At 66.3% G+C, this 18,198-nt stretch carries 15 protein-coding genes; 7 read left to right on the forward strand and 8 right to left on the reverse strand.

The genetic code is table 11. The features are described from left to right. The first annotated feature begins 1 nt into the window (after nt 1). Both ASG75_RS11275 and ASG75_RS11280 read left to right on the forward strand, forming a co-directional pair. On the forward strand, nt 2–679 hold the full coding sequence (locus ASG75_RS11275; protein ID WP_056388902.1) for a YecA family protein: 678 nt from the start codon (nt 2–4) through the stop codon (nt 677–679). A 146-nt stretch (nt 680–825) separates the two neighbouring features. Continuing rightward, on the forward strand, nt 826–1,659 hold the full coding sequence (locus tag ASG75_RS11280) for a pirin family protein (protein ID WP_056388905.1): 834 nt from the start codon (nt 826–828) through the stop codon (nt 1,657–1,659). A gap of 84 nt (nt 1,660–1,743) precedes the next feature. Here the strand turns inward: ASG75_RS11280 and ASG75_RS11285 are convergent, their stop codons facing one another. The 7 genes from ASG75_RS11285 to ASG75_RS11315 form a co-directional block, all read right to left on the reverse strand. Next, a complete protein-coding gene (locus ASG75_RS11285) occupies nt 1,744–2,565 on the reverse strand; it encodes a carbohydrate ABC transporter permease (RefSeq protein WP_056388906.1) in 822 nt (273 codons plus the stop codon). Then, nucleotides 2,562–3,455 (reverse strand): sugar ABC transporter permease, encoded by an 894-nt coding sequence (locus ASG75_RS11290; RefSeq protein ID WP_056388909.1) that lies wholly within the window; start codon nt 3,453–3,455, stop codon nt 2,562–2,564. Before ASG75_RS11290 ends, ASG75_RS11285 begins: the two co-directional genes overlap by 4 nt. After that, nucleotides 3,452–4,771, reverse strand: a complete 1,320-nt coding sequence (locus tag ASG75_RS11295) for a sugar ABC transporter substrate-binding protein (protein WP_056388912.1) — start codon at nt 4,769–4,771, stop codon at nt 3,452–3,454. The genes ASG75_RS11290 and ASG75_RS11295 overlap by 4 nt, the downstream gene beginning before the upstream one ends. Continuing rightward, a complete protein-coding gene (locus ASG75_RS11300; RefSeq protein ID WP_082547572.1) occupies nt 4,768–6,231 on the reverse strand; it encodes a glucoamylase family protein in 1,464 nt (487 codons plus the stop codon). Before ASG75_RS11300 ends, ASG75_RS11295 begins: the two co-directional genes overlap by 4 nt. A 79-nt stretch (nt 6,232–6,310) precedes the next feature. Next, on the reverse strand, nt 6,311–7,831 hold the full coding sequence (locus ASG75_RS11305) for a tryptophan halogenase family protein (RefSeq protein WP_056388914.1): 1,521 nt from the start codon (nt 7,829–7,831) through the stop codon (nt 6,311–6,313). 100 nt (nt 7,832–7,931) lie between these two features. Next, nucleotides 7,932–10,886, reverse strand: coding sequence for a TonB-dependent receptor (locus tag ASG75_RS11310; protein WP_235580200.1), 2,955 nt, complete (start codon nt 10,884–10,886; stop codon nt 7,932–7,934). Between the two features lie 219 nt (nt 10,887–11,105). Continuing rightward, nucleotides 11,106–12,116, reverse strand: a complete 1,011-nt coding sequence (locus ASG75_RS11315) for a LacI family DNA-binding transcriptional regulator (RefSeq protein WP_056388919.1) — start codon at nt 12,114–12,116, stop codon at nt 11,106–11,108. A gap of 403 nt (nt 12,117–12,519) precedes the next feature. On the opposite strand from ASG75_RS11315, the gene ASG75_RS11320 reads away from it, so the two are divergent. Both ASG75_RS11320 and rsmG read left to right on the forward strand, forming a co-directional pair. Next, nucleotides 12,520–12,978, forward strand: a complete 459-nt coding sequence (locus ASG75_RS11320) for an SPFH domain-containing protein (protein ID WP_056388922.1) — start codon at nt 12,520–12,522, stop codon at nt 12,976–12,978. 151 nt (nt 12,979–13,129) lie between these two features. Next, nucleotides 13,130–13,759, forward strand: coding sequence for a 16S rRNA (guanine(527)-N(7))-methyltransferase RsmG (gene rsmG, locus ASG75_RS11325; RefSeq protein ID WP_056388925.1), 630 nt, complete (start codon nt 13,130–13,132; stop codon nt 13,757–13,759). 6 nt (nt 13,760–13,765) lie between these two features. On the opposite strand, the gene ASG75_RS11330 is transcribed toward rsmG, so the two are convergent. Further along, the gene (locus ASG75_RS11330; RefSeq protein WP_056388928.1) at nt 13,766–15,121 is read right to left on the reverse strand and encodes a GH1 family beta-glucosidase; all 1,356 of its coding nucleotides are present in this window, start codon (nt 15,119–15,121) and stop codon (nt 13,766–13,768) included. A 134-nt stretch (nt 15,122–15,255) separates the two neighbouring features. Between ASG75_RS11330 and ugpC the strand changes: the two genes are divergently transcribed. From ugpC to ASG75_RS11345, 3 genes are all read left to right on the forward strand, one after another. Further along, the gene (gene ugpC / locus ASG75_RS11335; RefSeq protein ID WP_056388930.1) at nt 15,256–16,347 is read left to right on the forward strand and encodes a sn-glycerol-3-phosphate ABC transporter ATP-binding protein UgpC; all 1,092 of its coding nucleotides are present in this window, start codon (nt 15,256–15,258) and stop codon (nt 16,345–16,347) included. Between the two features lie 66 nt (nt 16,348–16,413). Further along, nucleotides 16,414–17,289, forward strand: coding sequence for a ParA family protein (locus ASG75_RS11340; RefSeq protein ID WP_056388931.1), 876 nt, complete (start codon nt 16,414–16,416; stop codon nt 17,287–17,289). A 3-nt stretch (nt 17,290–17,292) separates the two neighbouring features. Further along, nucleotides 17,293–18,162, forward strand: a complete 870-nt coding sequence (locus ASG75_RS11345) for a ParB/RepB/Spo0J family partition protein (RefSeq protein ID WP_056388932.1) — start codon at nt 17,293–17,295, stop codon at nt 18,160–18,162. Nucleotides 18,163–18,198 lie beyond the last annotated feature (36 nt).

Consider the following 18,198-nt stretch of genomic DNA (forward strand, 5'->3'; position numbering starts at 1 on the left):
AATGACCGCAAAAACCGAATGGCCCAGCTCGCTGGACGACAACGAGCTGGATGAGCTGGATCGCTATCTGCGCGCGCATACCGGCGAAGGCGACCTGCTGCTGGACGGCGTGCACGGCCTGCTCAGCGCGCTGGCGGTCGGCCCGCTGCTGGTGCTGCCGGACGAATGGCTGCCCGAAGTACTGCACGAGCCGTTCGCCGACGAGGGCGAAGGCAACCGCGTGCTGGCGCTGCTGGCCAAGCTCAACGATTCGATCGTCGCCGAGCTCGAGGTGGACGCCTACGAACCGATCCTCGGCGAGGTTGAGATGGAAGGCGGCCCGATGCTGTCCGCCGCCGGCTGGTGCGAAGGCTTCAGCCGCGGCATCGACTTGCGCGCCGGGCTGTGGGAAGGCCGCCTGGCCGAGGACCCGCAGCTGATGGAACTGCTCGGCCCGGTGATGGCGCTGGCGGTGGACGAAGGCATCCTCAGCGCCGACACCGAGTTCGAGAAACTCAGCGACGACGAATACGACGAGTGCCTGGCACAGGTGCCGGCCGTGCTCGGCGCGGTGAACCAGTACTGGCAGGCCAAACCCGCCACCGAAGCGGAAGTCGAGGCGATGGTGCGCCAGCAGCAGCCCACCGACGACGACGATGGCAACCCGCCGCGCCAGCGCAGCGGGCACTGGGTGCATTGAGGCCGTCGTAGCGGGAGCGGCGACGCCGGCTTGGATTCGACTGCGCCGGCGTTGCCGTGGCGGAACGATCCGTTCCGGCACCGGCGCTTGGATAAGCGCGCGAACGGGGCCATCTTGGCGGCCAGTCATTCCTACCGGAGTAAGCCATGAGCGACCGCCACATCACCCGCCGCATCCGCGGCATGGACACGTCCGACGGCGCCGGCGTGAAGCTGAAGCGCGTGATCGGACAGCCCGGGCTGGACATGCTCGATCCGTTCCTGCTGCTGGACGAGTTCCGTTCCGACAGCGCGAACGATTACATCGCCGGCTTCCCGGAACATCCGCATCGCGGCTTCGAGACGGTCACCTACATGCTGGCCGGGCACATGCAGCACCAGGACAACCACGGCAACCGCGGTGACCTCACCCCCGGCAGCGTGCAGTGGATGACCGCCGGCCGCGGCATCCTGCATTCGGAAATGCCGCAGCAGGAGAACGGCCTGATGTGGGGCTTCCAGCTGTGGGTGAACCTGCCGGCGGCCGACAAGATGACCGCGCCGCGCTATCAGGACATCGGCCCCGAGCGGATTCCGGTGGTGCAGCCGGCCGCGGGCGTCGAGGTCAAGGTGATCGCCGGCGAACTGGCCGGCGCCACCGGCCCGGTCGAGGGCATTGTCACCGCGCCGGTGTACCTGGACATCGCCCTGCAGCCGGGCGCGCGGTTCACGCTGGATATTCCCGCCGGGCATCACGGCTTCGCCTACGTGTTCGACGGCGAGGCGGCCCTGGTCGGTGGCGAGCAACTGCAGCGCAGCGAGCTGGGCGTGCTGTCCGACGGCGAACAGTTGCAACTGGCCGGCGGCGACAAGCCCTCGCGCCTGCTGGTGGTCGCCGGCAAGCCGCTGAACGAAAGCGTGGCGCGCTACGGGCCGTTCGTGATGAACACGCCCGAGCAGATCCACGAAGCGATCGCCGACTTTCGCGCCGGCAAGTTCTGAGTAGAGAAACACGCCCGCTTTTGCCCCCTCTCCCTCCGGGAGAGGGTACGAAGGCGAAAGGCGGGTTTCTTCATTGAAGCGGGCTCAGCCCTTCACACTGCCCAGCAGCAGCCCTTGCAGGTAGTAGCGCTGCATCGCCAGGAACAGCAGCAGCACCGGCAGCACGGTGACCACCGAACCGGCCATCATCAGTTCGCTGTCCTGCGCGTGTTCGCGCGCCAGCGAGGCCAGCCCGATCGGTAGCGTGTAGTGCTCCTGCCCGGTCAGCACGATCAGCGGCCACATGAAGTCGTTCCACGCGGCAAGAAAGGTGAAGATCGCCAGCGTCACCACGATGGGTTTGAGCAGCGGCAACACGATCTGCGCGAAGATGCGCCACTCGCCGGCGCCGTCGATGCGCGCGGCCTCCAGCAGTTCGTCGGGGATACTGCGGGTGTACTGGCGCACCAGGAAGATGCCGAACACGGTGGCCATCGCGGGCACCACCACGCCGGCGTAGCTGTTGATCAGGCCGATGTATTTCAGCAACAGGAACAGCGGCAGCATCGCCACCTGGGCGGGGATCACCAGCGCGCCGAGCAGTGCCTGGAACAAGCGCTCGCGGCCGGCGAAGCGCAGCTTGGCGAAGGCGTAGCCGGCCATCAGGTTGAACACCAGCGACAGCGCGGTGATCGCGCCGGCGACCAGCAGGCTGTTGAGCAGGTAGCGGCCCATGCCGGCGTGCACGAACAGCTCGCGGTAGTTCGCCCAGCTCGAGTGCTTCGGCAGCAACGACGGCGGCAACGCACTGGCTTCGCCCGGCGCCATGAACGACACCGACAGCATCCACAGCAGCGGGAACAGCGCGACTGCCGCGGCGCCGATCAGCAAGCCGTTGATCAGCGCCTTCATCAGCCGCGGGCTCATGTCGGCTCTCCATCAGAATGCTCCCCGCGCTGCGACAGCTTCACCATCAGCACGGTCACCGCGAACATGAGCAGGAACAGCAGGAACGCCACCGCCGAAGCCGAGCCGAGGTTCCACCACTTGAAGCCTTCGTCGTACATCAGGTACAGCACGCTCACGGTGCTCTGCAGCGGGCCGCCCTCGGTCATCACGTAGGGCTCGGCGAACAGCTGGAAATAGCCCGACACGGTGAGGATGCCGACCATCAGCATGGTCGGTTTCAGCATCGGCAGGGTGATATGGCGGAACTGCCGCCAGCTGGATGCGCCGTCGATGCGCGCGGCCTCGTACAGGTCCGGCGGGATCGCCTGCAGGCCGGCCAGGAAGATGATCATGTTGTAGCCGAAGTTTTTCCACACTGCGAACAGGATGATCGTCGGCATCGCCCAGTGCGGATCGCCGAGCCAGTCGACCGGCTGAATGCCGAGCAGATCCAGCATGTAGTTCGCCATGCCGTACTTGGTGTTGAACAGGTAGCGCCAGATCACCGCCACCGCCACCACCGTGGTCACCACCGGCGCGAACAGCGCGGTGCGGAAGAACGGCTTGCAGCGCGCCAGCGGCGAGTTAAGCAGCATCGCCGCGCCCAGCGAGGCGCCCATCGACAGCGGCACGCCCACCGCCACGAAGTACACCGTGTGGCCCAGTGCGGACCAGAACAGCGGCCGCTGCAGCAGCTCCCAGTAATTGCCGAGGCCGACGAAGCGCAGATTGCGGATGTCGGCCAGCGCGTAGAGGTCGTAGTCGGTCAGGCTGAGCGCGAGTGCGGCCAGCACCGGCAGCAGGAAGAACACGCCCAGCACGACGAGTGCCGGGGCGAGGAACAGCCAGGCGCTGCGCTGCGAATTCATGGCGTGGGTTCCCGGGCAGGGTCGCGCTGCGCATGGTCGAGCACCCAGCGGCGCTTGGCCAGGATCGCGTCGGCACGGCGATCGATCTCGGCGGCGGCCTGGTCGATCGTCAGCCGACCGGCGATCGCCTCGGCGGCGACCAGCTGCATCTCGTTGGCGATGCGCTCCCACTCCGGCACCGGCGGCGTCGGCTTCACTTGTTCCAGCTGCTCGCGGAACGCGCGCGCCTTCGGGTCGCCGCGCAGCGCGCCGCCCTCCCACGAATTGCGCCGCGGCGGCATGTCGCCGAGCAGGTCGTAGAACTGCTGCTGCACCGCTGGTTGCGACAGGTATTCGATCAGCTGCCACGCGGCGTCCTTGTGTTTCGAGGCGCGGAAGATCACCAGGCTGGAACCGCCGGCCACGCCGATGCCGGCGCCGTCCGGGCCGGGCAGCGGTGCGGTGGCCCAGTCGTCCTGCTGTGATGCTGGCAGGCGCGAACGGAACTCGCCGATGTTCCACGGCCCGGACAGGTAGAACGCGTACACGCCGCGGCCGAATTCTGTCCACGGGTTGCCGGCCTCGACGTTGGTGATCGCCGGCGCCTGCTTCAGCTTGAACGTGTCGACGTAGAACGCCAGCGCGCGCTTGAAGCCGGCGCTTTCGAAGTTGCCGTAGCGGCCGCCGTCGCGCAGCAGCGGCTCGGGCTGTTGCAACGCCAGCGACATCAGCTGCTCGTACTCGTTGGTCGGCAGCAGGATGCCGTAGCGGTGCTGCGACGGATCGCTCAGCGCGGCGAGCTGGCTCCGCCACTCGGCCCAGGTGCGCGGCGGGGCGTCGAAGCCGGCCTTCTGCAGCAGATCCTTGCGGTAGAACAATAGCCGCGTGTCGACGTACCACGGCACGCCGTACAGCGTGCCGTCGATCACGTTGGTGGCCCAGATGCTGGCGAAGTAGTCGTGCGGTTGCACCACCGCCGAGCGGTCCACGCGTGCCTGCAGCGGCTCCAGCGCGTGCAGCGCCGCCAGCTCGGGCAGCCAGGTGTTGCCGAGCTGGCTGAGGTCCGGCGTGGAGTTGCCGGCGAACGCGGTGAGCAGCTTCTGGTGTGCCGCGGTCAGCGGCAGCTGCTGCACCTTCACGCGGATGTCCGGATGCGCGCGCTCGAACGCCGGCAGCAACTTCACGATCGCCTCGCCTTCGCGGCCGATCGTCCAGAACGTGAGTTCGTGCCCCGCCGGTGCCGGCGCGCAGCTGCCCAGCAGTGCGCCGCACAAGGCGATCGCGGCGGCCAGCCACAAGCTACGCCGCGATCGCTGCGGGCGCGCGCCGCAGGTCATTTTTCCGGTGTCCCGGCGCCCAGCCAGCCGCCTTCGAAGCCGGCGCGCTCAAGTCCCTTGCGGATGTACGGGTTCTTCTTCATCACGTTCCACACGAAGCCGCTGCGCCAGTTTTCGGTCATCAGCACGATCGGGCCCTGGTCGATCCCCAGCTGCAGAGTGTCGACCCAACCCAGGCCGGGTACCAGCTTGCCGGTGCGCAGCGTGGTGGGGGTGTGGAAGCTGAGGTTGAACGCGTCGACGAAACCGTAGTCGTTGTAGATGTATTTGCCGTAGCGCTGCTTCATGGTTTCCAGCGCGGGCACCACGATTTCCGGCGCGAACGCGATCGAGCCTGCGGCTGCGGTCGGCGCGATGGTGCCGTCGTCGGAGATGTAGTCGAGCCCGACGCCGCGCGCGGTATAGCCCTGGAACGTGCGATCGCCCGCGGCGCTCTTCACGACCAGGCCGCCGGGCCCGTTGCTGGCGGTGAGGCCCCACACGTTGGCGCCATAACCGGTCCAGTGGCCGGGGTTGGCGATCGCGTAGCTGCGCTGCGCGTAGGCGGCGCGGCGGCTGTTCTCGAAATAGTCGAGATCGTGCTCGCGGCTCCAGGCGTCGCGGATGCCGCGGAAGTCGACCCAGCTCTGGCTGTACTGGTGGCCGAACAGCGGTGCGAAATTGAGGAAGGTTTGGCCCTGGAAGCTGCCCCAGGTCAGATGATTGGTGGAAAGCCACGCCGTCCAGGCTTCCGGCCCGACCGGATGAGTCGGCGAGCCAAGCGCGAGGATGTACACCAGCATGCCTTCGTTGTAGCCCTTCCAGTCCGCCGGGATGAACTGGCCGCCCGGCGTCCAGCCCATGCTGATCAGCGGCTTGCGCGGCTGCATCCACGGCCAGTCGACGCGGCGGTAGATCGTGTCGGCGAGCTGGCGGATCTCGGTCTCCTGCGGCGTGTCGCGGTCGTAGTACGACTGCGCGAACAGTACGCCGCCGAGCAGCAGGGTGGTGTCCACGCTGGACAGCTCGACGTAACGCATCGCACGCCGGCCGGTCTTCATGTCGAGGAAGTGGTAGAAGAAACCGTGGTAGCCGGTGGCATCGTCTTCGCTGTCGTTCTGCGGCGCAGCGGCGAAGAAGCGCAATGTTGCCAGAGTGCGCGCCGCCGCCTGTCCGCGCGTGATGTAGCCGCGCTCGACGCCCACGCCGTAGGCGGTCAGTCCGAAGCCCACCGCGGCGATCGAAGAGAACGACTGGCCCGGATACGAGTCAGGCACCAGCCCGGTCTTCGGATCCGCACTCTGCCAGAACCAGTCGAAGCTGCGTCGCTCGAGGTCGTCGACCAGCGCCTGCTGCTGTGTGGGCAGGGCGGCGTAGCCGAGGGCCGACGACCGTGCCGCGACCGGGGTTTGCCAGCCGGCGCCGAACACCAGCAGAGCAGAGAAGGCGACGGTGTGCAGGATCCGGAAAAACTTGGACATGCTGGGGCACTCTTTGTTGCGGGGGAAGTGTCGCGTGCAGCCATGGCAACGGAAACCGCCCGGTCCGGAGGTAGGCCGATCAGGCGACCAGCGCGGGCGCCGTGCAGCAGCGGTCGAGGAATGCCTGGTGCGGCGGCATCACGTCGACGCAGCTGGCCACCACGCGTCCGACGCTGGCCATGAACTCGGCCAGCTCCGCGTCCGGCATCTGGTCGACCAGCGGATGGTAGCTCTGCGGCATGATGTGCTGGCCCAGCATCACCTGTACCCAGCTGACCACCGCGAACATTTCCTCGCCGTCGCGGAAGAAGCGACCGCTATCGCGGAACAGGCGGATGTTGTCCGCCAGCTGCGGCGGGATCGACATTGTGCGGCACTGGTTCCAGAACGGCGTGTCGTCGCGCTCGGTCGCGTGGTAATGCAGGATCAGGAAATCGCGGATGCGCTCGTATTCGAAGCGCGACTGCGTGTTGTAGCGTTCGATCAGCACCGAGCTGAAATCCCGCTGCGGAAACAGGTTGAGCAGGCGCGCGATACCGGACTGGATCATGTAGATGCTGGTCGATTCCAGCGGCTCCATGAAGCCGCCGGCCAGGCCCAGCGCGACCACGTTGCGGTTCCATGCCTGTCGGCGCACGCCGGTGGTGAAGCGCAGCAACCGTGGCTCGCCCATCGGCTTGCCGTCGAGATGGCCGAGCAGGGTGGCGGCCGCCTCGTCGTCGCTGACGTGGGCGCTGGAATAGACATAGCCGTTGCCGGTGCGATGCTGCAGCGGGATGCGCCACTGCCAGCCGGCCGGTCGCGCCGAGGCGCGGGTGTACGGCGTCGGCGGCCCCACCTTCTCGCAGGCCACCGCCAGCGCGCGGTCGCACGGCAACCAGTGGCTGAAATCGAGGTAGCCGGTGTGCAACGCCTGCTCGATCAGCAGGCCGCGGAAACCGGAGCAGTCGATAAACAGCTCGCCCTCAATGCGCTCGCCGCTTTCCAGCACGATTGCTTCGACGAAGCCGCTGTCGGGGTGCAGCACGGTCTGTGCGACCTTGCCCTCGGTGCGGCGCACGCCGCGTTGTTCGGCGTAACCGCGCAAAAAGCGCGCGTACTTTCCGGCGTCGAAGTGATACGCATAGGCGACGTTTGCCAGCGGCGAGCCCGGTGGCGCGTCACTTGCCGACGGCATGAAGCGACCACGCGGCGCGGCCACGGTGTTCAGCGAGTACGCGCCGATATCCTGTGCCTTGCCTGCCCGGTGCGCCTTGATCCAGTACTGGTGGAACGGCAGCAGGCCGACGTCGTGGCCGATCGTGCCGAAGCCGTGCACGTAGCTGTCGCCGAGCCGACCCCAGTCGTTGAATTGCACGCCAAGCTTGAACGTGCCCTGCGTGTTCTTCACGAACTCGACGTCGTCGATGCCGAGCAGGTTGTTGAACAGCTTGAGGTGAGGCACCGTGCCCTCGCCGACACCGACGGTGCCGATCTCCTCGGACTCGACCAGCCGGATCGAATAGGCGGCGCCGAGCACCTTGGCGAAGGCGGCCGCCGCCATCCAGCCGGCAGTGCCGCCGCCGACGATGACAATGTTCCTGATGCGCAAGTCGGTCATATGGAACCTGTGACAGGGTCGGGTGAAAAGCAAAGCCCGCGAGAGGAGCGGGCTTTGCGGTGCTGCCTCTATCGCCGCCTCGATGCGATCGGGTGTGGCATCAGAACCTCATGCCCAAGGTGAACTTGATCGTACGCGGCACGAAGGTGATGTTGCCGGTTGGGTTGTACATCGCGGGGTTGTTGTTCGGCACGCCATTGGAGCCCCAGTTGACCAGGATGTCCGTGTAGTTCCTGAAGTTGAAAGCGTTGAGCAGATCGAAGCGGCCATAGAGCTTGATGCCGTGGCCGAGGTCGAAGTCCTTGGTTGCCTGGAAGTCGACGTCGCGATAGCCGAAGACCTTGCCGCCGACGAGGAACTTGCCGTTGCCGCCCGGTGTGGCCGCCGCCGGGGTGCAACCGCTGCCGTTCGGGAAGGTCGCGCCGTAGCAGGCAATCCCGTTGAACGGAGTCGGCGTGGCGAGGGTCAGTTTGGCCGACAACGTGATACCCCACGGGATATCGATCACGCCGGTGGCGACGAAGCGGTGCCTGGCGGCGGCATTGGAATCGATGAACGGGTACTGGTGAATCGTCGCCTCGTCGAACGAGTAGTGCTCGCCGATGTCGCGGTTCTGCGTCGCCCGGGTATAGGTATAGGCAAACGTGGTGCCCCAGCCGGATTCCTTCGTGTAAGGCTTGTCGGCCGACAGCAGTAGTTGGGTGGTGCGTGTCTCGATGCCGTTGTTGCCGATGATCAGACCGCCGAAGCCGGGCACGCCGTTGCCCCAGGGCTGGCTGCCGTTCTTGAAGAACGAGCCGTCCGGGTAGCGGTTGCCCAGGGTAAACACGAAGCCGTCGTGGCTGAGGATGCGCGCGACCGCGACGCTCGTGTTCCAGTCGCCGATCTTGTTGCGCATGCCGAGACTGAACTGGTCCGAATACGGTGCCTTCAGATGGTTGTTGATGGCATCCACTTCATTGCCGGCGTTGGTCGTCGTCAGCAAAGCCTGCAGGTTGCCGACGCCATTGAGGTATTTCGGATCCCAGTCGAAACATGGCGCGCCGTTGTTGTAGCAGGGGCCGACGGCACCGGGTTGGCGGAAATACACGGTGGATTCCGGCAGTGAGGCCTTGGTCTGTTCCAGCTGAAGGTAGTCGTACAGGTCGCGGTCATAGGCACGGCCGGCACCGCCGAAGACCACGTGCTCCTCGTCGCCGCTGATGTCATAGGAGAAGCCGAGGCGCGGCTGGAATTCGTTCTTCTGCGCCTTGCGGTTGTGGCCGGTGCTGATGTAATCGTTTACATTGACGCCGCCCAAAGCTAATGCCTGGGCATAGGTTTGCCCCGCCGGCGCGGTTGAATCCGGGTTCGGGCCATTCAGCGCGGCTACTACGTTGGCCGGCGTCACGTAGTTGAGGTAAGACGGATTCCGCTCGTAGTCCCAGCGCACGCCCAGGTTGAGGGTCAGCTTGTCGTTGACTGCCCAATCGTCCTGGATATACATGCCCAGTTGTTTGTCCGACGATTTCGCCACCGGGCTCAGGCCCGGCACCGGATTGGGGAAAAACGCCTTGTACGGCGTCGCCGAAGTGCCGGTCGTGTTCACGTTGTAAAAGAACTGCGGATTGCTGGTGCCTGCATCCTGCGCGTTGAGGTCCACCATCTTGTACTTCACGCCCATCTTGACAACGTGATCGCCGTGCCAGTTGAGATCGTTGAAGGTGAGGTCGTCCTGCAGCGCGGGACCTTTCTGGCCCTTTTTCTGGGTGGCCAGCGCATTCGCCGCGCCGGTGATCAGGATCGTCTGGTCGTTCATCGGATCGAAGGTGTAAACCGCGCCGTTGCCGCTGCCCAAAGAGGTCGGATTGTTGTAGGCGTTTTCGTGAGTGAATAGCACCTCGTTGAAATAGGCGTCGCCGCTGTGCTGCCAGCGCAAAGCAATACGGGTGTCGTTATTGATGGCGTTGATGCCGGCCGGCGGCGCGGTCGCGCCACCGATGTTGTCGTACTGGTCTTCCTGGCGCTTCTGTGCGCTCAGTTCGAAGCGGTCACGATCGGTCGGCTCCCAGTCGATCTTGCCGAAGTACAGGTCTTCGGTGAAAGGCAGATCCGAAGGACCGGCCTGGGCCGCGACATCCGCTGGCAGATAGCCGATCGTGTTGGTAACGCCCGGCACCACCGTTACCGGGGTATCGAACTTCTTCGCCTCGTAAGTGAAGAAGAAATGCATCTTGTCCTGGATGATCGGGCCGCCGATGGCGAAGCCGTATTCTTTCTCGTGTGACTTGGATTTCTTGTGCGCCGCTTCTTCAGCGGGTGTCTCGGCGCGCAGGCTGTCGTTGGTATAGGTGCCGAATACTTCGCCGTGGAATTCGTTGGTACCGGACTTGGTATCGGCGGTGACGGCAGCGCTGGATATCTGGTCGTACTCTGCCTTGTAGTTCGACGTGATCACCTTGTACTGACCGATCGCCAGTTGTGGAAACGGGTTGCCCTGGCTGGCGAACTGGCCGCTGACGCCACCTTCCTTGACATAGCTCTTCTGGCCGACGCCGTCGATGTAGACGTTTACCGAACTGGCGTTTTGCGCGCCCCCTTTCAGCGAGGTATGACCGGAGGAATCGACGTTGAAGACCATGCCCGGGACGGTGTCCGCAAACTCGAGGAAGTTGCGTGATACCTGCGGGATCGTATCGATCTGGTGCTGCGAGATTGTCGCGCCAACTTCGGATGTCTTTACTTCCACTAGGCTGATGCCGGTAACGGTGACGCCACCGAGCGTGGTGACCGGGCCGGTCGGTGCCGTAGCGGCGGCCGCCAAGTTGAGCGTCGCGGTAGACGCCACCGATAGCGTGACGGTTTGCTGGGTGCCGGGGCCGGCATCAACCTGATAAGTGCCTGGCGGTAGTCCGACCAGCGCATAACTGCCGTCGGCTCCGATCCTGGTGCGGCGTGTGCTGCCAGTGGCGACATTCTTGGCGGTGACATCGGTGTTGGCCGGTCCGTTGCCGCGCAAGGTGGCATTGGCCGTCTGCGCCCATGAGACCGCCGGTGCGCCGGCGATGGCGGCCACCGACGCGCTGATCAGGCTCGCCAACATTTTCTTTCTGAAGTGCAAAGACGTTTTCATGATTACCCTCCCCGGCAAAATTTCGATACGACAGACAGTGCTGTCACGTTGCTTTGTGTTGCCCGCGGGCGGAATGCCCCCACGATCCGTTCATGAGAAACCGCCTCGTGTCGATGCGGTTTCAGCCAGCGCGGTCCTGCGCCGGTCCTGATTTCCTGCCTGCTACGCGATCGGCGCGCCGCTGGACGCGCGTACCACCAGTTCGGCGCGGACGCGGCGGCGGGTGCCGGTGGCGACGCTGCCGGGGTTGTCGATCTGCTTGCCCAGCAGCTCCATCGCCTGTTCGCCGAGCTCGGCGATGTGCACCTGGATCGTGGTCAGCGGCGGCGTCACGTAACGCGCCATCGGCACGTCGTCGAAACCGCAGACGGCGATTTCCTCGGGCACGCAGATGCCGGCCTCGCGCAAGGCTGCCATGCAGCCGATCGCCATCATGTCGTTGGCGGCGAACACGGCGTCCGGCCGCGGTCGCATCGCCAGCACCTGCTGGCCGGCGCGATAGCCGGATTCCTCGCTGAAATCGCCGCCCAGGGTGGTCACCGGGTTGCCCGGCGCATGGCTGGCCAGTGCTTCGCGGTAGCCGAACTCGCGCTCGCTGGCGTCGCGGTTGCCGGACGGGCCCTGGATGAACGCGATGCGCTGGTGGCCCAGCGACAGCAGGTGCTCGACCATCAGCCGGGCGCCGCCGTCGTTGTCCACCGACAGCGCGCAGTAGTCGGTGCCGGCCAACCGGGTGTTCATCAGCACGGTGGGCAGATCCTGCGGCAGATTCTGCCGCAGAAAGTCAGCATCGGCGTGCGGCGACATCAGCAGCAGGCCGTCGACGCGGCCCTGCATCGCGCGCAGCGCGACGGCGGCGGCCGCGGCATCGTCGTGCGAGCTGGACACCAGCAAGTGCAGGCCGCGCGCCCGCGCGGCCAGGTCGATGCCGCGGATCAGCTCGGAAAAGAACTCGCCGTACAGGTCCGGCAGCAGCGCGCCGACGGTGTTGGTGCGGCGGGTGATCAGCATGCGCGCCGCGGCGTGCGGCACGTAGCGCAGGCGCAGCGCGGCCTCGCGGATGCGCTGGCTGGTCTCCGCGGTCACCCCGCGGCCGCCATTCAGTGCGCGCGACACCGATGCCACGGATACCTTGGCCTCGCGCGCTACATCTTTGATGGTTGCTGCCGACATGTCGTGAGTTGTCCGGGAAGGGCTCGGAAACCGCATTGCAGCGGCAACGTAAACGTTTTCATGGCGCATTGTAAAGTGCTTGTAAAGTCGGCTTTATGCTGCGTCGCAGCAGTTTTTGGCCATTCGCGACGGGCATGCCGGATAGATCGCCAGTGCGTCGCCGGTGATGCGTGGAAAACGTGCTACGGCAGTGCAGCAACCGGCTCGTTGGCATGATTCGGGCATGCCCTTCAAGGACTTGTCGATTCTGTGAATGGCGTCGCCAATACGCGGGTTGCGGTCTATTGTTAAAGATTCGATTTCGCCGTTAAATGAAGGTTAATCTTTGTGGGCTCAGGTAGCTGTACCCTCAAGCTACCGCGAATTTGTAGAAACCATAGGCAAGCTACTGTTTTCCCAGACCATGATGATTCTGCTGACCCTGCTGCTTGTTGTGCCCGCCGTGCTGATCGCCAGCGCGGTCAAGCACGTGCCGGCCGGTCAGGTCTACAGCCTGTATCGCCGCGGCAAGCTGCTGCGCGTGCTGCAGGCGGGCACGCACCTGGTCTTGCCGGTGCTGGATCGGGTCACGCACAAGATCAACCTGGCCGGCCAGACCCTGCGTTTCGAGGAGCCGCTGGCCGACGCGCACGACGTGCGCGGCACGGTGTACTGGCAGGTGCTGGAGCCGGAGCGCGCCGATGCGGTGTTCGAGCAGGTCGACCAGCTGATCCGCCGCGGCGCGCAGGAAGCCTTGCGCAGCGAGCCGGCCGCCGATCGTGCCGACCGCCGCGATCTGGGCGCGCGGGTGAAGCAATCCTTGAACAGCGCGCTGCGCGAGCGCGGCATGATGGTGACCCGGGTCGACCTCGACGTCGCCTGACCACGGCATTGCGCCAGGGCGCCCGAGAGCGCCCGCGCTGCAGGGGATTTGCAAGTCTTCGACCCGCCTCGGCGGGTTTTCTTTTGCCGGAGTTGGCAATGCCGGCGCGAGCCACGGATACTTTGCGCCCCACGCTCCCCGAGTACCCCCGATGACCACGCGCGACGCCTTGCAGGCCCGACTCGAACAGGGCATTGCCACGCTGGGGCTGCAGCTGCCGGCCGGCGCGGTGCCGCGGCTGCTCGACTACCAGGCTTTGCTGGAGCGCTGGAATGCGGCGTACAACCTCACCGCCGTGCGCGACCCGGCGGAAATGGTTACCCGCCACCTGCTCGACTCGCTGGCGATCCTGCCGTACGTGCAAGGAGAAACCCTGGCCGACCTGGGCACCGGTCCCGGCCTGCCCGGCGTCGTGCTGGCGATCGCCGCGCCGGGGCGGGAGATCCTGCTGGTCGATTCCAACGGCAAGAAGGTGCGCTTCCTGCGCGAAGCGATCCGCGCGCTGAAACTCGACGGCGTGCGCGCCGTGCAGTCGCGGGTGGAAGACGTCGCGGGCCAGTACGACTGCGTCACCGCGCGCGCGTTCGCCAGCCTCGCCGACATGCTCGGCTGGGGCGGCCACCTGCTGGCGCCGGACGGGATCTGGCTGGCGATGAAGGGCAAGCGGCCGGACGACGAATTGCCGGGTATTCCGGCCGGGTTCGAAGTGCGCGGCACGCACGAGCTGGTGGTGCCGGGGCTGCCGGCCGAGCGCCATCTGCTGGTGCTGGGCCGCGTCTGAGCGAGCTTATTCGTCCAGCACGCCGCCATTGCTTTCGATCACCTGCGCATACAGGTTCGCGGTGGCCTTCGGCGTGCGTTGCTGGGTGGCGAAATCGACGTGGTACAGGCCGAAGCGCTTGGAGAAACCCAGCGACCACTCCAGGTTGTCCATCAGCGACCACGCGTAATAGCCCTTCAGGTTCACCCCGGCCGCGATCGCCTTGTGCAGCGCCTTGAGGTGTTTGCGCAGGTAGTTCGTGCGCAGCGGATCGGCGAGTTCGCCGTTCTCGGCCACCGGCGGGTCGTAGAACGCCGAGCCATTTTCGGTGATGTACAGCGGGATGTCGCCGTAGCGCTGCTTGAACCAGGTCAGCGTGTCGGTCAGGCCCTGCTCGAATACTTCCCAGCCGGTCTCGGTGTAGGTCTTGTTCGGCTGGCGCACCGGCGAGGCCTTAAGCGGGTACTGGTTCGGGTCGTGCTTCACCACGGCGCGGGTGTAGTAGTTGATGCCGACGAAGTCGACCTTTTGCTTCGTCAGCTTGAAATCGTCTTCCGGAAACTCCGGCCAGGCGTCGCCGAAGATCTCCTTCAGCTCGGGCGGGTAGCTGCCCAGCAGTGCCGGATCGGCGAACTGCTGGTTCATGTAGGCATGCGCGCGGCGGGTGGCGGCGAGGTCTTCGGCGCTGTCCGAGTGCGGGTATTTCGGCTCGATGTTGAACACCACGCCGATCTCGTGCTGGCCATGCGTGCGATACGCCTGGATGCCGGCGCCGCTGGCGCGCATCAGGTTGTGCGCGGCGATCGGCGCCTCGTACTTGTTGCGATGGCCCGGTGCCAGCGCGCCGTGCAGGTAGCCGCCGTCGGTGACCACCCACGGCTCGTTGAGCGTGGACCAGCGCGGCACGCGGTCGTCCAGCGCCTTGAACATCACCTCGGCGTACTCGGCGAACCAGTGCGCGCTGTCGCGGTTGAGCCAGCCGCCGCGGTCGTCCAGCGCGGCCGGCAGGTCCCAGTGGAACAGCGTGGCGTTCGGCGCGATGCCGTTTTCCAGCAATTCGTCGACCAGCCGCGAATAGAAATCCAGCCCCTTCGGATTGACCCGGCCGGTGCCTTCGGGCAGCACCCGCGCCCAGTTGATGCTGAAGCGGTAGCCCTTGAGGCCGAGCGCCTTCATCAGCTGCACGTCGTCCTTGTAGCGACGGTAGTGGTCGCAGGCGACGTCGCCGGTGTCGCCGTTCACCATCATCCCCGGCGTATGCGCGAAACGCTGCCAGATACTGGGGCCGGCGCCGTCGGCCAGCGGCGAGCCCTCGATCTGGTAGGCCGAGGTGGCGGCACCCCAGTGGAAACCGTCGGGAAAGCGGAAGCGGGGGTGCGTCATGAGAGGTCCTGCGATCAAAGCGCTTGATGTAAACGATTACATGGGCAGAATAGCCGAATGTTTCGCCGATGTGCAGGCAAGCGCATGCTGCGGCGGAGACGGGCCGTCGTGGCCAACCCCCACCGGAGATACCCATGGCTGCCGTACGTCTGGACCAGTTGCGCAAGGTCTACCCCAACGGTCACGTCGGCGTGGCCGAGGCCAGTTTCGAGATCGCCGACGGCGAGTTGCTGGTGCTGGTGGGGCCGTCCGGCTGCGGCAAGACCACCTTGCTGCGGATGATCGCCGGGCTGGAGTCGATCAGCGGCGGCACGCTGAGCATCGACGGCCGCGTGGTCAACGAGGTGGCGCCGAAGGACCGCGACATCGCGATGGTGTTCCAGAACTACGCGCTGTACCCGCACATGACGGTGGCCGAGAACCTCGGCTTCGGCCTGAAGCTGCGCGGCCACAAGCAGGCCGATATCGACCAGCGCGTGGCCGCGGCGGCAAAGACGCTGGAGCTGGAAGCGCGGCTGGCTTCGCGCCCCGGCGCGCTGTCCGGCGGCCAGCGCCAGCGTGTGGCCTTGGGCCGGGCGCTGGTGCGCGATCCCAAGGTATTCCTGCTCGACGAGCCGCTGTCCAACCTGGACGCCAAGCTGCGCCTGTCGATGCGGGTGGAGATCGCGCGGCTGCACCGTCAGCTCAAGGCCACCATGATTTACGTCACCCACGATCAGATCGAGGCGATGACCCTGGGCCAGCGCATCGTGGTGCTGGATGGCGGGGTGATCCAGCAGATCGACACGCCGATGAACCTGTACGAGAAACCGGCCAACCTGTTCGTCGCCGGCTTCGTCGGCAGCCCGGCGATGAACCAGCTGCGCGGCACTTTGCGTCACGACCGCGGCTGGACGCTGGCCACCGCGCACGGCGGGATCGCACTGGGCGAACCGGCGCAGGCGGCGGCATGGCAGCCGTGGCGCGATCGCGAGGTGGTGCTGGGCATCCGTCCGGAAGACCTGCAGCCGCACGCTGCCGGCGACGCCGCGCTCAGCGCCCAGCTGGAGGTGCTCGAACCGGTCGGCAACGAGGTTTTTCTCAACCTGCGCTACGGCGACCAGGCGCTGGTCTCGCGGGTGGCGCCACGGGCCCTGCCCGAACCGGGCAGCACGCTGGCGCTGGGGCTGGTGGCACAGCGGCTGCACCTGTTCGATGCCGCCAGCGGCGCGCGGATCGGGCCCTGAGCGCAGGCAGCACTCGGCTGGGCGAGGCATTACACTAGCCCTCCCGCGTACGGTAGCTATCCATCCATGGCCCGCATCATCGCTGTCGCCAACCAGAAAGGCGGCGTCGGCAAGACCACCACTGCCGTCAATCTCGCCGCTGCGCTCGCCGCCGCGAAGCGCAAGGTATTGCTGGTCGACCTGGACCCGCAGGGCAACGCCACGATGGCCTCGGGCATCAACAAGCGCGACATCAAGGCGAGCGGCTGCGAAGTGCTGCTGGAGGAAGTGGAGATCGCCGCGGCGATCGTGCCCACCGACGCGCACTACGACCTGCTGCCGGGCAACGGCGACCTCACCGCGGCCGAGCTGAAACTGATGGACGCGCTGGCCCGCGAGCACCGGCTGAAGGAAGTGCTGGCGAAGATCGCGCCGAACTACCACACCATCCTGATCGACTGCCCGCCGTCGCTGAACCTGCTCACGCTGAACGCACTGACCGCCGCCGATGGCGTGCTGATTCCGGTGCAGTGCGAATACTTCGCGCTGGAAGGCCTGTCCAGCCTGCTCGACACGGTCAAGGCGGTGCGCCACCGGTTGAACCCCACGCTGGAGATCGAGGGCCTGCTGCGCACTATGTACGACGTGCGCAACAACCTCGGCAACGAAGTCTCCGCCCAGCTCACCCAGCATTTCGGCGACAAGGTGCTGCGCTCGATCATCCCGCGCAACGTGCGCCTGGCCGAGGCGCCCAGCCACGGCCAGCCGATCCATCTGTACGATCGCAGCTCGCGCGGCGCGATCGCCTACATCGGCCTGGCCGGCGAGGTGATCCGGCGCGAGCGCGGGCTGCCGCGCAGCGGGCCGGTCGATCTTCCGGTCGAAGACATCGAACCACCCGCGCCTGCGCACGGCGACAGCGGTCCGACGCTCAAGGCGCCGGCCGCCAACCATCAGGAATAAGGCATGGCTGCTGCAAAAAAACGTGGATTGGGACGCGGGCTGGACGCCCTGCTCGGCGGCGCCGGCGATGCCGCACCGTCGGTGCTGACCCAGGAAGGCGAACTGCGCGTGCTGCCGATCCAGCAGATCCAGCCCGGCAAGTACCAGCCGCGGCGGCACTGGAACGACGAGGCGCTGGACGAACTGGCCGCGTCGATCAAGGCGCAGGGCCTGATCCAGCCGGTGGTGGTGCGCGAGATCGGCAGGAACAGCTACGAGCTGATCGCCGGCGAGCGCCGCTGGCGGGCGGCGCAGCGCGCCCAGTTGAGCGAACTGCCGGCACTGGTGAAGGCGGTGCCGGAGGCGGCGGTGCCGGCGATGGCGCTGATCGAGAACATCCAGCGCCAGGACCTCACCCCGCTGGAAGAAGCCGACGCGCTGAAGCGGCTGATCGACGACTTCGACCTCACCCACCAGCAAGCCGCCGACGCAGTCGGCCGCTCGCGCGCCTCGGTGTCGAACATGCTGCGGCTCACCGAGATGCCGGAGTCGATCAAGCGCCTGCTCGACGACGGCAAGCTGGAGATGGGCCACGCCCGCTGCCTGCTGACCCTGGACGAATCCATCGCCGTACCGCTGGCGCGCCAGGCCTCGACCCTGGGCTGGTCGGTGCGCGAGCTGGAAGAAGCCGCGCGCCGCGCGCAGACCGCGCCGAAAGGCAAGGCCAAGCACGCGTCCACGCGCGACCCGAACATCGCCGCGCTGGAACGCGAACTGGCCGAGCGTCTGGCCACTCGGGTCGAACTGGCCCAGGGCCGCGGCGGCCACGGCAAGCTGGTGATCCACTACCACAGCAACGACGAGCTGGAAGGCATTCTCGGCAAGATCCGCTGAAGCCCTGCTTTGCCCCCTCCCTCGCAAAGCAGGGGA

The sequence above is a fragment of the Rhodanobacter sp. Soil772 genome, assembly GCF_001428385.1.
GTDB lineage: Bacteria > Pseudomonadota > Gammaproteobacteria > Xanthomonadales > Rhodanobacteraceae > Rhodanobacter.

Coding starts and splice junctions, on each gene's coding strand:
- ASG75_RS11280 (WP_056388905.1), top strand. CDS start 826: ATGAGCGACCGCCACATCACCCGCCGCATCCGCGGCATGGACACGTCC.
- rsmG (WP_056388925.1), top strand. CDS start 13,130: ATGACCACGCGCGACGCCTTGCAGGCCCGACTCGAACAGGGCATTGCC.
- ASG75_RS11340 (WP_056388931.1), top strand. CDS start 16,414: ATGGCCCGCATCATCGCTGTCGCCAACCAGAAAGGCGGCGTCGGCAAG.
- ASG75_RS11345 (WP_056388932.1), top strand. CDS start 17,293: ATGGCTGCTGCAAAAAAACGTGGATTGGGACGCGGGCTGGACGCCCTG.
- ASG75_RS11320 (WP_056388922.1), top strand. CDS start 12,520: ATGATGATTCTGCTGACCCTGCTGCTTGTTGTGCCCGCCGTGCTGATC.
- ASG75_RS11300 (WP_082547572.1), bottom strand. CDS start 6,231: ATGTCCAAGTTTTTCCGGATCCTGCACACCGTCGCCTTCTCTGCTCTG.
- ASG75_RS11275 (WP_056388902.1), top strand. CDS start 2: ATGACCGCAAAAACCGAATGGCCCAGCTCGCTGGACGACAACGAGCTG.
- ASG75_RS11330 (WP_056388928.1), bottom strand. CDS start 15,121: ATGACGCACCCCCGCTTCCGCTTTCCCGACGGTTTCCACTGGGGTGCC.
- ASG75_RS11305 (WP_056388914.1), bottom strand. CDS start 7,831: ATGACCGACTTGCGCATCAGGAACATTGTCATCGTCGGCGGCGGCACT.
- ASG75_RS11315 (WP_056388919.1), bottom strand. CDS start 12,116: ATGTCGGCAGCAACCATCAAAGATGTAGCGCGCGAGGCCAAGGTATCC.
- ASG75_RS11290 (WP_056388909.1), bottom strand. CDS start 3,455: ATGAATTCGCAGCGCAGCGCCTGGCTGTTCCTCGCCCCGGCACTCGTC.
- ugpC (WP_056388930.1), top strand. CDS start 15,256: ATGGCTGCCGTACGTCTGGACCAGTTGCGCAAGGTCTACCCCAACGGT.
- ASG75_RS11295 (WP_056388912.1), bottom strand. CDS start 4,771: ATGACCTGCGGCGCGCGCCCGCAGCGATCGCGGCGTAGCTTGTGGCTG.
- ASG75_RS11285 (WP_056388906.1), bottom strand. CDS start 2,565: ATGAGCCCGCGGCTGATGAAGGCGCTGATCAACGGCTTGCTGATCGGC.